We start from the raw sequence: 13985 nt of genomic DNA, 5'->3' as shown, positions 1-13985 counted from the left end.
CGCCGCCGCGGCTGAACCCACAGGCGACGTTGCCCCTCCCGCCGGACACGGGGGAGAGGTGGCGCCGACGGCAGCGGCCCGGGACAGGCCGGGGCGGCCTGCTTCGCCAGCGCGGCGAGTGGGGAGCGCCAGCCATTTTCCACCGCGCACAAGTGCTTCCAGTCGACCTCCGGGTGTGCGGGGATGACCTTGTCGACGGACCGTGGTGTAGAGCTCGACGTCGACGGCCCCGGCCCAGCTCGTGCCGAAGCAGACCTCGATCGATTACGGGGAGCGGCCCCAGCCGAGCCGCACCATCCAGTCGAAGTCGGCCCTACCTGAAGCCGACGGGTTCCTGGATTCCTGAGCCCGTTCGTCTCGGAACCAGTCGGTGGCCGTGGGTTCTGAGGCCGCAGATGCGATGGGTTCGGCGCCTCGATTGCGGCAGTCCACAAGCCTCGTGTCACAGGACACGCTCGCGCGTTATGCACGATGACAGGGCCCTATGGCCAGATGCCAGGCGGGCATGGCCGGCCTCGACTGCTTCGCGGCGTCCAGGAAGGGACTGATCTCCCCCTGGGCATGAGACGGAAGAGCGGTGAACGAAAATGCTTGGTGACGCCTCGCGTGCCGACAAGTTCGCACTTGAGTTCGGGAATCTCCGGGTGGGGACCATCAAGTCGGTCAGCGGCATTGCATCCGGGCAAGAGTCAATCGAGGTGAAGCAGAACACTCCAAAGGGGGACCTTCTCATCCGTGAGGTCCCGGGTCCGAGGGACCTGCCCATCAGTCAGGTGAGGTCCGGGGTTGTGCAGCCCGGGCAGATCAAGCTGGTGCTGGAGCCCGATCAGGCTCAGGCTCTTGCGGCGGCAGCTGAGGGCGGCTCTGAGGACGCCGTCCTGACGATCTCCGACGGTGAGGGCGAGGCGGTGCATGTCCTCAAGCTCGCCAACGCATCGGTTGATGCGGAGGGTGAGGAAATCACGCTTACCTTCGAGGACATCAACGTCGAATAGCCCGCGGTCTGCGTCAGGAACCACGGGCTTCTAGCAGAAGGCCGGATGTCCGGGATAGGTCTCGGTCTTCCGGCCTTCGTGCTTGTGTTGCTTGCCCCGAGGGGGATTATCCGGTGTTCCGAGTGTTCATGCCTGGGTCGGGTTGTTTTTGGCGGGTGGTTCGGGAGCCAGTCCGGCAACGGATTCGAGAGCCACCCCGGCGAGGCGCGCCGGTGTCCCCCGGGCCTGCGATGGGGCATGGCGCGGCCATGGGCCAGTTGCTCCGAGGAGCTCCTGTGGCCGCCGTCGGCTAGGAGCCGACGGCGGCGGGCGGGTCAGTTGACTGCGAGCAGGTCGACTACGAAGACGAGGGTCTCCTCAGGCTTAGTACTCCAGTCATTAATCGTGTCCTGAGCTGGTTCTTCTTCGGTAGTGGCAGCGGCGGGCGATGGCTTGGTGGTGTCTGCGCCAGTGGGACCAGTTCAGAGCGTGCAGTTGTCGGTCCTGGTGGGGTCTGGGGGTGGGGCAGGAGAGTGTCCAGTAGGCGCCGGATCTCTGCCACGGTGAGGGGGATGAGGTTGGTGGTGTCGTTTCTGCTGCCCCCCTTTGCGGTGGCCAGGGCCCGGGCTGCGAGGACTGCTAGGAAGGCGTGGGCGAGCATGGCCAGGGTGATGTGGCGATACCAGCCCACGTAGCGTCGGACCTCGTACTCGTCCAGGCCGCACTGGCTCTTCGCGGCCTGGAAGCACTCTTCGATGGCCCAGCGTGAGCCGGCGACGCGGGCCAGTTCGGCGATCTCGACGCCGACGGGTGCGTAGGCGAGTTCGCTGGGGTCGGACAGGCTGCGTCGGGCCATCACCCAGCGGTGATGGGTGGGTAGGTCCGGGTCGAAGATGATGTTGGCGGGCAGTTTGGCCGCGGCCCAGCCGTAGACGCGCGGGCCCTTGGCTCCGTCGCCGCAGGAGAGGGTCTGCCAGGCGTGGGCGGGTGCTTCCTCGATGAGTTGGTCGATGCGCCAGATCCCGGCCAGGGACTTGATCTGTTGGGACTTCGGCACCGCCACGACATAGCCGACGTCGAGCTGCTCGAGCAGGCGGCGGAAGGACCAGTCGTGTCCGTAGGCTTCGTCGGCAGTCACCCACGCGGCGGGCAGGCCCGCGGCGAGGCAGCGCCGGACCAGGCCCTTGGCCAGCTCGCCCTTGGTCGCGAAGGTGCGCTCGTCGGGGACCTTCGCTTCCCGGCACCGCTCTCGATCCTTGGTCCAGGACTTGGGCAGGTAGCTCGCGGTCGACGCGGGCTCTGCCATGGCCGGCGGCGTAGGGCCGCGAAGACACCGATCTGTTTGTAAGCACGTGAACGGGCACCACGGTATGACGAGGCGATCGTAGAGATGTGGATGAGTCTCAGTTCGAATAAGGCCCTGCGGAAATGGGCGGCGGAGCGGAGTCAGTAGATTTGGCGCGGAAACAGAGTGAGGGTCACATGTCGGCGGATTGGAAAGTTGAGATCGTCGAGTGCGGCGACCTCGTGCAAGACGATGACGAGGCCACACCCCCGGAGGAGGCTGCGCGGCGCTGGAATCGGTACGTCGAGTTGGCCGATTCCGTGACCGGAGAGGAAGGAGCGGAAGGCGTCGCTGCAATCGTTTCCTCGCTGAAGGCCGAAGAGGATTACGGGGCATACCAGGCGGCACACGCGGCCCTGTCCCGCTTCCCTCGTTCGGACCTCGGTAAGGGGGTGGCGTTGGCGGCGAGAGGGCTTGTCTCCATCCCGAAGGATGGCAGCGGTAACGTTCTCCTGATCCTGGCGCGTGCGGGTGCCGTCGCCGTGAATAGCTTCAACGAGGCCATCCAGGCATCCGAGTCGAGTGTTCAAGGAGAAATGCGCGCACTCGTGGAGTTCCACGAAGCGGAGGAGTGGTTTTCCGATGAAGGCGTTCGAAATGTTCTCCTGATGCCGCGGGGGTAGTTGCAGAGTGGGATTTCGAAAGCCCTACCGGTTTTGGCGCCGGTGGGGCTTTCGGGTACCTTGACGGCAACGCTGACGGCAACGTCAGCGAACAACTGCTGCGGGTGGGTCGTCCTCGGTCCGGCCGAGGGCATCGCCCAGAGCGTCTATGGCCTGGCGCTGGAGGCGGAGTCGGACATGGGCGTAGATGCCGGCTGTGACGCCGATGTGGGCGTGGCCGAGGATGACGCTCGGAGGGGGGCTTGTTGGTGTATCGCGGGCTTGCTGGCCTGGTGTGTTGTGGGTTCGTTGAGAGAGGCCGGGTGCATGGTTCCAGCGGGCAGTTCGGGGTGTGAGCTGGGGTTGTGTCATGTGCGCTGAGTGGGACCGGGCTCGTTGTGGGTTTCGCTAGCGTGTAAAGGCTCGGTTGGTGTTTGTGCTGGTCAGCGCTGTTTTGCCTGGTCGGCGGGCAGGGGTTAGCGGCTGCGGGTGGGGCGCCTGTGTTGTTCGGCGAGGTGGTCGAGTTGTACCGCGTCGAGGGCAGCTTTTGTGATGCGTTCGGTGCCGTCGTGGATGGCGGTGATGGCTGTTTGGCGGATGAGGCGGGTGAGGGATCCGATGCGGCCGGCGGTGCGCTGGTGGAGGTAAGCAGCGTGGCGGGGGAGGGTGCCGGGTTTGTGTTGTTCGAGGTCGAGGGCGTTTTCGATGTCGGTGATGACGTCGCGGAAGGGTTGGCGGGTGCCGTGGCGGGCGGGGAGGGTGCCGCAGGTGATGAGGGTGGCGCGTCCGGCGAGTTGAGCGCCCCGTGTCCCGCTGAAGAGAGGGTGTCGGTGACGTTGATGCCGGCGTAGACGAAGGTGGCGGCCAGGCGTTCGGTGAGGTCTTTGAGCAGGTCGGCGGTTTGGGCGCCGGTGGTGGTGCGGGGGTTGAGGCGGTGGATTTCGTCGATGAGGATGAGTTGGACGCCCGCTTGGGTGTAGGTGTGGCAGACGGCGTCGGTGATCTGGGTCTGGGTCATGCGGGTGGCCACGGGGATGCCGAGGTAGCGGGCGAATTCGGTGATGAGGGTTTTCGCGGTGGCGCCGCGGGCGGGACCAGGACGTACGCCACGGGTGCCGCGGCGTGGGCTGATCCGGGCGGGGGCGGGTTTTTGCGGATGTGGGCGAGGTGGCAGGTGCGGCCGACGTTCAGCAAGGCGGTGGTTCTCCCGGCTGCGGCGGGTCCGGTGACGATGAGGGAGGGCCGTGCGGTGGTCTGCTGGTGGCGGCCGAGGATCATCAGGGTGCGGACCTGGGTGGCGAGCTGGCTGATGGCGGGGGTGCGGATGGTGACGAAGGCGGAGTGGTAGGCCAGGCGTTCTTCGGTGCTGCGGGGCGGGTCGTCGGGCTGGGGCGGGGCGGGCGGGTCGGTGGTGGCGAAGCGGTGCCAGCCCTGCCAGGTGGTCAGGGGCCAGGACGGCTCGGCCGCATCACTGTCGCCGGCGCCGACTGGTGTGCTGCCCGCACTCTGCGGGTTCGGGTTCACCATCTGTCGGCTTCCTCGTGTGCGTCGTAGAGCCCGAATCCGGTGGCAGGGGCGGGGCTGAAGTCGCCGTCGGGCGCGTCGTCGAGATCGTCGATGCTGTCGTCCTCGCCGTGCTGCGCCGACTCGCCGGTGGTGGGGTCGGTGTCGTGCTGCAGATGTCGGGCGGCGGGGATCGGCGCTGTGGTGGCGCGGGCGACGAGAGCTTGTTCCGCCTTGGTGGCGTGACCGGTGGTCACGCGGCGCATGAGCTGGTCGAGGGCGTCGGCGAGGCCGGCTTCGTAGTGCTCGGCATCATTGTGGTTGCCGTGCACGGCGAGGGTGCGGATGTGCTGCCAAGTGTGGTCGTTGAACGGCTGGTGGACGTGGTCGCGGTGGATCCAGGGGATCTCGGTGAGGTCACCGTCGGGGAGGCGGATCCAGATCTGGCGGACGTCGTGGGGGTTGTAGTGGATCTCCCATTTGCCGCCTCGGCCGGCGACGGGGGAGGGCTGGCCGCGGTAGGGGGCGAGGAGGTCCGCGTCGTAGGTGCGGTGGTGGATGCGGATGCCGGAGGCGGTGATGGCCTGCCAGCGCACGGGCAGCAGTTCGAGGTAGTCGCTTCGGGTGAGCGGGACGGGGACGTGTCCGGCGACGGCGACGAGCGCGGCCCACATCTGGTTCGGGGTGAGGGCTTTGCGGGGCATCATCGGGTGGCGCAGGCCTTCGTGGGGGCGGTGGTGGTAGTGGACCAGCCATTCGTCGAGGAGGTCTTGCAGGTGGGGGACGCTGTAGCAGGCATCTTTCTCGGTGTCGGGGCCGCGGCGGGTGACGTCGGATCCGGTGTAGCCGGGCAGGTGCTGGCAGAACAGGTGGTTGATGGTGCCGAAGGCGCGCTCGACGATGCCTTTGGCGGTGGGAGCGAAGGGCGGGGCGGGCTGGACGCTGATGCCGAGGTGCTCGCAGGCGGCGGTGAAAGCGGCGGAGACGAAGACTTTGCCGCGGTCGACGACGATCGACTCGGGCAGGACGACGGGCCGGGCCGCCGCGCCGGCCAGGCGCTCATCCAGCGTGGCCAGCCGCTGGTGGGGGAGTGCGGGAGCGTGGTCCATGCGCAGGATGTCCGGCCAGGTCGGCCGGGCGGGGTGCGGGACGGCCATCTCCGCCAGCAGCAGGGCCGCGTCGATGGCCTTGGTCGCGCTGGGGCACAGCACGGCGGCGAGGATGGCGCGGGTGGCGACGTCGACGGCGATCGAAAGTTCGGGGCGGGCGAGGCGGCCGTCGTCGAAGAGAGCGAGGACGTCCAGGCGGGTGGTGTCGACCTGGACCTGCTCGCCGGGCCGCAGCGCCGTGGCGGGGGTGAAGGCCCGTCCGTCGACGCTCGCGGGCACCTGCCGGACGGGCCCGGAGGGCAGTTCGCCGGGCCGGGCCAGGGTGGTGACCAGGCGGTACAGCGTGGCCTGGGACGGCACCGGCACCGTCCCGGGACCGTGTCGGTCTTCAAGGATCTGGTTGATCAGGGGGAACAGGCCGTTGATGGTGCCCTTGGAGCGGCCTCGGCGGCGGCGCAGCGCTTCGCGGACGGCGGCGACGACCCGCTCGTCGGAACGCCCGGTGGGGCTGGAGGTGCGGGTGGTGCGGTGGTCGAGCAGCCCCCACAGGCCTTGCTTGCGGTAGGCCAGGCGCATGCGCTGCACCGTGGTGCGCGAGACTCGTCCGAACCCGAGCGCGGTTAGCTCCTGGGCTTTGGCCTGCTCCCGTTCGGCCAGCGTGTGTTGCTCGGGGTCGTACTGCGGCCGCACGGCTCCTTCGCTGCCGGGCCCGCCGGGCAGGCCACATTCGACTTCCCTGATGTGCCGCTGCCAGGCCAGTGCTTTCTCGCGTGCCGCAGCGGGGGCGGTTTCGAACAGCCCCCACTGCGGGGCCGCCTGCAGCGCATCGGCGCCGATGACGGTGAAGCCGGGGTCGGCGAACAGGTGCCCGGCGAGCACGGCCTCACCCCCGCCGTCCGGGCCGACGAGGCGGATGTCCTGCCCCGAAAGGGCGACCACTTGCCACTTCACGCCACGGAACCGGACGTGAGCACCGACCTTCACGGCCGGCCGGGCATTCCGTCGCGCGGTCACCCAGCATCTCCCGTCTCGGGGCCGCTCCAGCCCCGCGGGCCGACCGGGACGCGTTCGTGCAGTGGCGTGTCCAGGCAAGCCGTCAGCTCGCCGTGCCACAGGGCGTGGAAGACACAGGGGAGGACCTCGACCGGGTCGCCGATTGCTTCTGCGCCCTCGATCAGCGGCCGCGGCCGCGTGAACGCCTCGATGACCGCCGCCTTCAGGCCCAGGCGGCCGGCGTTGCGAGGGTGGCGGTAACCGGCCAGCCATTTCAGGTTGGCGGCCAGGACGTCGTCGAGCGGTGGGAGGCGCCGGTAGGTCCAGCCGATGTGCGCGCACGCTTGCGCCACCGCCACGGCGGCCGTCACCGCCCGCTCGCCGCCGGCGTCGGGGTGGCTGGGGCAGTCGGCGAGCAGCGCGGTGCCGTCGGCACGGCGGGCGAAGAGCTGCGGCACCCAGGAACGCACCTGGCCGCGGGGATCACGCCACAGCAGCCGTACCGGCCGCCCCGCCAGGCCTGTCACGTCCGCATCGCGGTCCAGGACCATCAGCTGGACACGCATCGCGTTCGACCCGGCGGCCACGTGCCGCCCTGTGGTCGCCGACCACCACAGGCCCGGCCCTCAGCGCCTGCCCGGGACCACCGGGAACGCCGACACCGGCGGCAAGCCCTCGAACGCCACGGTCATGGCGGCATCCGCCCACCGCTGCTGCACTGTCTGTCCCACCGGGTCGAGGAACACCGCCTCGAACCCGCCGCCCTGGTCAATGGCCACTCGCCCTGCCCGGCGGCGGGGCCGGGCCGCTCCTGTGCTGGTCACCCGCGCCAGCCAAGCCGCTCCCGCTCGTCCGGACCGCCGTTTTCAGTGTTCCTGCCACGAACGAGTGCCGTATCAGCTAACAGCCGACCCCTCCCTGGCGCATCGTGCTCAGCTGCCGCTCTCCCGCCTGGTCGCGGTCAGCATCTCCCGGAGTACCTCGACGGGCATGTCCGCCCACTGGGCCACCTCCTCAAGCGGCACCCCGCCGTTCACCGCCGCCACCGCGGTCCGTTTCCAGGCGTTCTCGATCAGGTCGGCACTGTGACCGAGCCCGCGCAGGAGCTGCTGGGCGACGTCGGCGGTAGGCCCGGTCTGCACCCCGCGCAGCTGGAGCAGCTGTTCCTCGGCGCTCTCGATCGTCCGGGTGATCAGCGTGCACTGTTCGGCGGGCACCGCCGCGCGCCACATCCTGCCCGTGCCGGGCGCCTTCTTCTCCTTGCCCAGCACCCGCAGCTGTCCGGCCATGGTCGCGCTCTGGTGTTCCTGGCGCAGCCACCAGGGGTCGTTGTCGTATCCGGGCGGCCCGCCCGCGCCGCGGCGGATGCGGATGACGGCGCCCATCCAGGAGGTCAGCGGGCCGCCGTAGTCGGTCGCGGCCAGCGGCCCCAGCCATCCCCGCCCCAGTCGCTCACCGAGGCGGCGGCAGAACATCCCGTCGGCGGGCAGTGCCCGCGGCCGCCCGGCACCGCTGTCCATCCACACCAGGTGAGCCATGGCCGGGTCCAGCAGCGCGTCGGCGACGGCCACCACCTCGGGGAAGACGACCGCGTCCCGCCCCACGATCCGCCACCGCTCCAGATCACCCCCGGCATCGCCGCCCGCGACCTGGTGCAGCCGCCGCGGCCACACCTTCTCCTGCTCCCAGTGCAGGGCCGTTCCCACCACCGGGCCACCACCGCATGCGCCAGCGCGAACACCCGCTCCGGCTCGGCCCCGGCCCGCACCGCCCGCCGCGCCACACCGGCCCACCGCCGCTGCGCCGCCACCACCTCCGGCAGGTGCCGCACGTCCAGATACTCGAGGGGCTGGTCGGCGTCTGCGTCCAGGAGCCACCGTCCGTGCCGGACGCACACCCGGGACCAGAGCGGCGCGTACTGCATGACCCGCCCGGCAGTCCCGGTACGCCGGGCGGCGCACAGGCGGCAGCCGAACGCCACCGGCCCGGCGCGCCCCGCCAATCCGCCACGCCGCCGCCGGCGCTCCGTCCTCTTCGGCGGGCAGTTTGGCGTCTTCCTGTCCCCAGGACGGCAGTGCCCGCGCCAGCACGTCTTCCTTGACGCCGCACAGGCCTGCCAGGAGCTGCCGTCCGGCTGTGTTCAGCAGCACCTCGGCATCTGCTCGCGCGCCCCCGCCGTCGTGCCCGGGCTGGTAGTTGCGCCAGTGCCAGCAGGACCGCAGCACCTTCGCTTCCAGCCCGTAGCGGCGCGCGATACGGAAGATCAGTGACGACGTCGTTTCCCCGGAGAGGGGAGCGACACGGAAGATCCCCGGTGCGGGACTGCAGCCGGGGGCAATCCTGTTGGTGTCGGCCACCTCGTCTATCTCTTGCCGGTGGTTTTGAAGCGGAAGCCGAAGAGGCCGCCGGTTTCATGTTCGTCGGTGAGGCGGGGGCTGCGGGTGTAGGGCTCGGGATCGAAGCCGCGCTGTGCGGCCATACCCAGGCTGTCGGTGTTGATCGTGACGATGTACTGCAGGTTCTCTTCCTCGGTGACTTCGGCGGCGAGTTTCAGGGCAGCGGCGACTTGCCGGTCGTCGACGCCGTCGTAGAGGTGGCTGTCGTGGATGAGGAAGTCGGGGCCACGGCCGTGTCGGTGTGCCAGGACCGCGAGGGTCAGGTCGAAGCAGAAGATGACCCATGTTGCTGATGCCGCGGCTGCCGTCGCTGTCGATGCGCGGCGTGATGGTCAGGCTGTTGCGGCCGGCCTCGATGGCGAGGTAGGCCTCGCGCCCTTCTCCGTAGAGGCGTTGGGCGTAGTGAGAGAACAGCAGGATGGCTTCGTCGGTCTGTCGGCGGCGCTCCTGGAGATCGGTGTCAACGGCCTGCTGCAGTTCCACACTCTTCGCGGTGATCTGCCGGGCGCTCGCTTCGAGGGTCTGCGCCGCTTCGAATCGGTGACGCAGCGCCTGGAGAGCGGCCTCTTCACGCCCGAGGGCTGTCTGCAGGGCCGTCAGAGCCTCCAGCGCTCCTCCTTCGGCAAGGTCTCGAAGGAGGCGGGCTTGGTCCTCGCCCAAGCGTGCTCGCTCCTGCGATGTGCCGGTTTGGTGTCAGTGGGTGGGTGTCAGTGACGGCACGTCAGAGCTGGGCGTTTTCGCTGGTGGGGTGCTGAGTAAGGGCGGGATCACTGACGTGGGGCGGTGCGTGCGGCGGCCGCGGCTGTCATGGGGTGGTACACCCCACTCCGCTCCACTGTCTTGAGAACGGCACTTCTGATCCTTTCGAGGGCTGCGCGGCGGCACGGTGGCCGGTGTCGGTCTTGCGCGGGCGGAAGGGGGCGGGGTGGGGGAGTCGGGCGCGTGGGGTGAGGTCACGGCGGGTTAAGGGTGTCCAGACCGGTGCTGGTTGCGCGGCTGCTGGAGCTCGAGGCGGCCGGGGCGTTGACCACGGCGCATGTGCGTGCGGGCGCCCAGGTCGGCGGGGTGAATGTGCGCACGGTGTGGCGCTGGCTGGATGCGGCGCGGACGGAGGGCCGCGTCGAGCGCAGGCCGCGGGCCCGGCTGGAATTGTCCGACCAGATGTGGGAGGCACTGGCTCAGGCGGGCGGGAACGTTGCGGCGCTGCACCGGCACCTGAAGGCGGCCGGGGGCGAGGTGCCCTCCCTGGCGTCGTTGCACCGGGCGGTGCGCCGGGACCTTCAGGTCGGCAGGGTCCTGCCGGACCGCGCGGTGGCGCGGCGGGAGCGGGAAGAACAGCAAACGCGGCAGGCACTGGCTGACCTCGCTCTGGCCGGACCGAGTGAGGCAGGCGCGGCGAAAGTGGCTGCGCTCCGGCTGCCGCGTCTCGTACCAGAGGCGACCGGGAGCTTGCCGGTGGGGGAGAACGGTGCGGTGGCGGGTGTGGCGTTGTCGGCGGGCGCGCAGCTGGTGCGGACGTCGTCGGTGCGGGCGGTGGCCGAGGCGGTCGGGCAGGCGATGGCGGCCCAGGGCGCGGTGTGTGTCTTTGGCAATCCGGGCCGGGGCAAGACCGTCGCCGTGCGGATGGTGCTCAGCGCAGTGCCTCCGGGCTGGAAGGTGACGTGGGTGCCGGTGCCGGTGCGCCCGTCGGTGGCCGGCATGAGGCGGGCGGTATTCGACGCTCTGGCGCTGGCGGGCCGCTTCCCGCACACGTCGGCGCTGGCCGACGCCGCGGTCACGGACGCCTTGAGTGAGGCGCGGGTGCTGGTGGTCGATGAGGCACAGCGCCTGCCGGTGCCGTGTCTGGAGTACCTGCAGAGCCTGTGGGACCACCCAGATACGCGGATCACGCTGGTGCGGGGCGGGCAGCGAGCGGGCGCTGTCCCGGCTGCCGCAGCTGGCATCACGGATCGGCGCGTGGCAGGAAGTTCCACGCTTGGCCGGAGCGGAAGTGGCGACCGTGGTGACCGGCTTCCATCCGCTGTGGCGCACCGTACCGGCCCCGGACCTGACGTGGATCGACCGGTCGTGCGCGTATGGCACGTTCCGCACATGGGCCGCTTTGACGGCGCACCTGCAGAACGCTCTGCTCACCACCACTGAAGCATCCATCGACCGGGCCTTGCTGGGGCGGCTGTTTAAGCGGGTCGCGCCGCCGCTGTGACCGGAGCGCTCTGCACGGACGGGAGGGCGATCGTACGGTCCCGGCACCTGGCAATAGACGACGTCCCACCCGCGTGAGGGGAGCTGACATGGAGGACGGTGACGCGGTCCGCGCAGGCGGCGGGCTGCCTGCGGCGTCGAGGACGGCACTGCGCGGTCCGGCCGTGCGGCGGCTGCTCGCACTGCGGGCAGGGAAAAAGCTGACAGCAGGACATGTACGAGTGGCTGCAGACGCGCTGGGGGTGTCAGAGCGCACGGTGTGGCGATGGCTGGTCGCCGCTCAGAGCGATGAGACCGCGGCCGCCCACCCCGGCGCACGCTCTCGAGTCGATGCGAGGTTCACGGTCACGCCCGAGGTCCGTGGACTGTTGGCGCTGTGGAAGGGGAACGTGCGGGCGGTCCATCGCGAGCTGGTCCTGCGTGCTGCCAGGCAGTCTCCGCCTGCCGACGCGCCGTCGTTGACGACGCTGCACCGGGCGATCCGCCGTGATCTGGCGCCGGGGGAGCGGGCGGGGCTTGCGGGTGGGGAGCGGGCGGCGCGCAAACATGATGTGTTCCTGGCCCGGCCGCGGGGCTGGCGCAACCAGGTGTGGGAGACCGACCACATGCAGGCCCCGGTTCTGGTCGACGTCGAGGGCAAGGCCCGAAGGCCGTGGATCACCTGGTTTACCGACTGCGCGACGAACGCGGTCACCGGCGTCGCGGTCACGCCGGGGGATCCGTCGAGGGAGTCGGTGCTGGCTGCGCTGCGCTCCGCGGTCCTGCGTGAGGAACCCTACGGCCCGTTCGGCGGCGTGCCCGAGAAGGTGCGGGTGGACCGTGGCAAGGACTTCCTGTCCCGGACGGTGACCGCCGCGTTCGATCTCCTGGAAGTGACGGTGGAGGACCTGCCCGCCTACACCCCTCACCTCAAGGGCACCGTAGAGGGGCTGAACCGGGCGGTGGAGAGCATGTTCCTGGCCTCGCTGCCCGGCTACGCCCGCCAGTCGCGCCCCGGCAAACGGGCTTCTCGTCCGAAGGACGAAGTGCTGCTGGGCTTCGAGGACTTCACCGCTCGGCTGCTGGATTGGACGCTGTGGTGGAACACCGAGCACCGCCCGGCGCCGTTGCGGGGCAGGACTCCGCTTGAGGCGTGGCAGGACGATCCCACCCCGCTGCGGGACGTGCCCGCGGCGGATCTGTGGACGTTCACCCTGGAGGACGCCGGCACCCGCACGCTGACCACCCGCGGCATCCGCTTCAGGAAACGCGACTACGTGGGGTCGTGGATGACCGGTCAGGCCGGGATCCAGGTCCGTATCCGCTTCATGCCCCACCCCGACCACCGCATCGAGGTCTACCACGCCGCTACCGGCCGCTACCTGGGTCCTGCGGATCTGGCCGATCAGGCCACCGAGGAACAGGTCAGCGTCGTACGGCGGGCACGGTCCGCCCGTGCGCGCCGCCTGAAGAAGGACCTGGAGGCCTCGCAGCGCGAGCGCTACGCCGCCGCCACCCAGGCCGAGCCCCCTCGGCGGCTCGGCGCGCTGACCACCGCGCAGGCCGAGGCCGAACTCGCCCAGACTGCCGACTCCGACCTCGCGCAGCTCGCGCTGCCGGACGTCATCCCGCCCGCCGCGCCACCGGCCGACTGGCGCACCCCTGCTTCCCTGGCCGCGCTGACCACGACAGGCCCGCCCGCCCCGCTCCAGTCTGGCTGTTATGGGGCTTCCGCCCTCGACGGCCCGGGCGGGCGGGCCGCACCTCCCTCCAGCGACGAAGACGGAGACGCCTCATGACTGCGGCCACCTACCAGTACGTCGACCTGCCCGACGCCTCCGTGGTCACCACCCGCGCCCTGCTCACTGCCCGGGAGAACATCACCGACACGGTCGCTGCCCGCGCGATGATGTGCATCCATGGCGGCGCCGGCTTCGGCAAGACCCTCGCCGTCAACACCTGTCTGCGCGCACTCGAACCCGGCGGCGAGGACGTCCGCAAGATCACCTTCCGGGCCCGCCCCAGCGCCCGAGCGGTGCGCTACGAGCTGTTCACCGCGCTCGACCTGGCCGGCGAGCCACCGCGCCACCCCAGCGAGTTCGACCGACTGCTGAAGACGGCCCTGGCCGAACGCCCCCGTACCTTCCTCGTCGACGAGGCCCAGTGGCTCAACGGGGAGGCGTTCGAATACTTCCGCTACCTCTGGGACGAACCCTCAACCCAGCTCGCCATCATTTTCGTCGGCGGCGCGGGCTGCCACACCGTGCTGCGCCGCGAACCGATGCTGTCCTCCCGTGTCTTCATCTGGCAGCAGTTCACCCGCCTGACTCCCGGCGAGGTCCTCGAGGTGATTGTTCCACCCGGTCTGGGCCGACGCCGACCCCGAGGACATCACGTTCGCCGACAGCCACGCCGCACACGGCAACTTCCGCGCCTGGGCCCAGCTGACCGCCCACACCCGCACCGCCCTGGCACGCACCGGCCGCCCCCGCGTCGACCAAGAGCTGCTGCGCTGGGCCTTCAGCCGCCTCGCCTGACCACACCGTCCATGCCTCCCGCCCCGCCGCTGCCGTCCGTCACCGTGGTTCTCGACCGTCACGACGACACGCTGCACACGCACACCGCTCTGGCCGCCCACCATCCGCCGTCCGGCCGGATCACCCTGCACCCCGGCCCGGGCACCACCAGCGAAACCGGCCTCGCCCACGACCTTCTCGTCGCCCTGGGCAAACCGCCCCTGCTCCCGGGCCGCTTTCCCGGTGGCCGCCAGCCCGCCTGGGAAGCCGCCACGGCCTGGAGATCGTCCTGGCCGTCGCCCAGGGCTTCGAGGCGCAGCGGGAACCGGTCGGCAAACGCATCACCGCCCGCCTCGCCCTCCTGGA

The 13985-nt window shown here is 70.2% G+C and carries 12 protein-coding genes and 4 pseudogenes; 7 read left to right on the top strand and 9 right to left on the bottom strand.

Annotated elements, in window-relative coordinates; genetic code table 11:
* Positions 1-587: 587 nt before the first annotated feature.
* Positions 588-995: a hypothetical protein gene (locus ACIBBD_RS28530; RefSeq protein WP_399422442.1), complete on the top strand. Its 408-nt coding sequence runs from the start codon at positions 588-590 to the stop codon at positions 993-995.
* A gap of 337 nt (positions 996-1332) precedes the next feature.
* Here the strand turns inward: ACIBBD_RS28530 and ACIBBD_RS28525 are convergent, their stop codons facing one another.
* Positions 1333-2280 (bottom strand): IS701 family transposase, encoded by a 948-nt coding sequence (locus tag ACIBBD_RS28525; RefSeq protein ID WP_399422441.1) that lies wholly within the window; start codon positions 2278-2280, stop codon positions 1333-1335.
* 176 nt (positions 2281-2456) lie between these two features.
* Between ACIBBD_RS28525 and ACIBBD_RS28520 the strand changes: the two genes are divergently transcribed.
* Both ACIBBD_RS28520 and ACIBBD_RS28515 read left to right on the top strand, forming a co-directional pair.
* Positions 2457-2942, top strand: coding sequence for a hypothetical protein (locus ACIBBD_RS28520; protein ID WP_399422597.1), 486 nt, complete (start codon positions 2457-2459; stop codon positions 2940-2942).
* A gap of 479 nt (positions 2943-3421) precedes the next feature.
* Entirely contained in the window at positions 3422-3772 is a 351-nt protein-coding gene (locus ACIBBD_RS28515) for a hypothetical protein (protein WP_399422596.1), read from the top strand.
* A gap of 44 nt (positions 3773-3816) precedes the next feature.
* On the opposite strand, the pseudogene ACIBBD_RS28510 reads toward ACIBBD_RS28515, so the two are convergent.
* The 8 genes and pseudogenes from ACIBBD_RS28510 to ACIBBD_RS28475 all read right to left on the bottom strand — a co-directional run.
* Positions 3817-3951: pseudogene (locus ACIBBD_RS28510) on the bottom strand (ATP/GTP-binding protein); the annotation flags it as partial.
* Positions 3936-4448, bottom strand: coding sequence for a hypothetical protein (locus ACIBBD_RS28505; RefSeq protein WP_399422440.1), 513 nt, complete (start codon positions 4446-4448; stop codon positions 3936-3938). The pseudogene ACIBBD_RS28510 and the gene ACIBBD_RS28505, both read right to left, overlap by 16 nt.
* Positions 4442-6484, bottom strand: coding sequence for a Mu transposase C-terminal domain-containing protein (locus tag ACIBBD_RS28500; RefSeq protein ID WP_399422439.1), 2043 nt, complete (start codon positions 6482-6484; stop codon positions 4442-4444). Before ACIBBD_RS28500 ends, ACIBBD_RS28505 begins: the two co-directional genes overlap by 7 nt.
* A gap of 59 nt (positions 6485-6543) precedes the next feature.
* Entirely contained in the window at positions 6544-7092 is a 549-nt protein-coding gene (locus tag ACIBBD_RS28495; protein WP_399422438.1) for a TnsA-like heteromeric transposase endonuclease subunit, read from the bottom strand.
* 60 nt (positions 7093-7152) lie between these two features.
* The gene (locus tag ACIBBD_RS28490) at positions 7153-7305 is read right to left on the bottom strand and encodes a hypothetical protein (RefSeq protein WP_399422437.1); all 153 of its coding nucleotides are present in this window, start codon (positions 7303-7305) and stop codon (positions 7153-7155) included.
* 153 nt (positions 7306-7458) lie between these two features.
* Positions 7459-8235: a hypothetical protein gene (locus tag ACIBBD_RS28485; protein ID WP_399422436.1), complete on the bottom strand. Its 777-nt coding sequence runs from the start codon at positions 8233-8235 to the stop codon at positions 7459-7461.
* 653 nt (positions 8236-8888) lie between these two features.
* The gene (locus ACIBBD_RS28480) at positions 8889-9170 is read right to left on the bottom strand and encodes a DUF2326 domain-containing protein (protein WP_399422583.1); all 282 of its coding nucleotides are present in this window, start codon (positions 9168-9170) and stop codon (positions 8889-8891) included.
* Positions 9171-9495: 325 nt separating this feature from the next.
* Positions 9496-9582: pseudogene (locus ACIBBD_RS28475) on the bottom strand (hypothetical protein); the annotation flags it as partial.
* A gap of 321 nt (positions 9583-9903) precedes the next feature.
* Between ACIBBD_RS28475 and ACIBBD_RS28470 the strand changes: the two are divergent.
* From ACIBBD_RS28470 to ACIBBD_RS28455, 4 genes and pseudogenes are all read left to right on the top strand, one after another.
* Positions 9904-11064 carry an ATP-binding protein gene (locus tag ACIBBD_RS28470; protein WP_399422435.1) on the top strand — a complete coding sequence of 387 codons (1161 nt, stop codon included), beginning with the start codon at positions 9904-9906 and terminating at the stop codon, positions 11062-11064.
* 224 nt (positions 11065-11288) lie between these two features.
* Positions 11289-12902: a Mu transposase C-terminal domain-containing protein gene (locus ACIBBD_RS28465; protein WP_399422582.1), complete on the top strand. Its 1614-nt coding sequence runs from the start codon at positions 11289-11291 to the stop codon at positions 12900-12902.
* A pseudogene (locus ACIBBD_RS28460) lies at positions 12899-13312 on the top strand (AAA family ATPase); the annotation flags it as partial. The gene ACIBBD_RS28465 and the pseudogene ACIBBD_RS28460, both read left to right, overlap by 4 nt.
* 557 nt (positions 13313-13869) lie before the next feature.
* Positions 13870-13985: pseudogene (locus ACIBBD_RS28455) on the top strand (ATP-binding protein); the annotation flags it as partial.

It is taken from the genome of Streptomyces sp. NPDC051315, from assembly GCF_044455165.1.
Classification (GTDB): Bacteria; Actinomycetota; Actinomycetes; order Streptomycetales; family Streptomycetaceae; genus Streptomyces.
The sequence above is the reverse complement of the archived record's forward strand: the minus strand, read 5'-3'. Positions and strand labels throughout refer to the sequence as shown.

Bases quoted from the DNA above. Each gene is read 5' to 3' on its own strand.
- ACIBBD_RS28530 (WP_399422442.1), top strand. From the start codon at position 588: ATGCTTGGTGACGCCTCGCGTGCCGACAAGTTCGCACTTGAGTTCGGG.
- ACIBBD_RS28525 (WP_399422441.1), bottom strand. From the start codon at position 2,280: ATGGCAGAGCCCGCGTCGACCGCGAGCTACCTGCCCAAGTCCTGGACC.
- ACIBBD_RS28520 (WP_399422597.1), top strand. From the start codon at position 2,457: ATGTCGGCGGATTGGAAAGTTGAGATCGTCGAGTGCGGCGACCTCGTG.
- ACIBBD_RS28505 (WP_399422440.1), bottom strand. From the start codon at position 4,448: ATGGTGAACCCGAACCCGCAGAGTGCGGGCAGCACACCAGTCGGCGCC.
- ACIBBD_RS28495 (WP_399422438.1), bottom strand. From the start codon at position 7,092: ATGCGTGTCCAGCTGATGGTCCTGGACCGCGATGCGGACGTGACAGGC.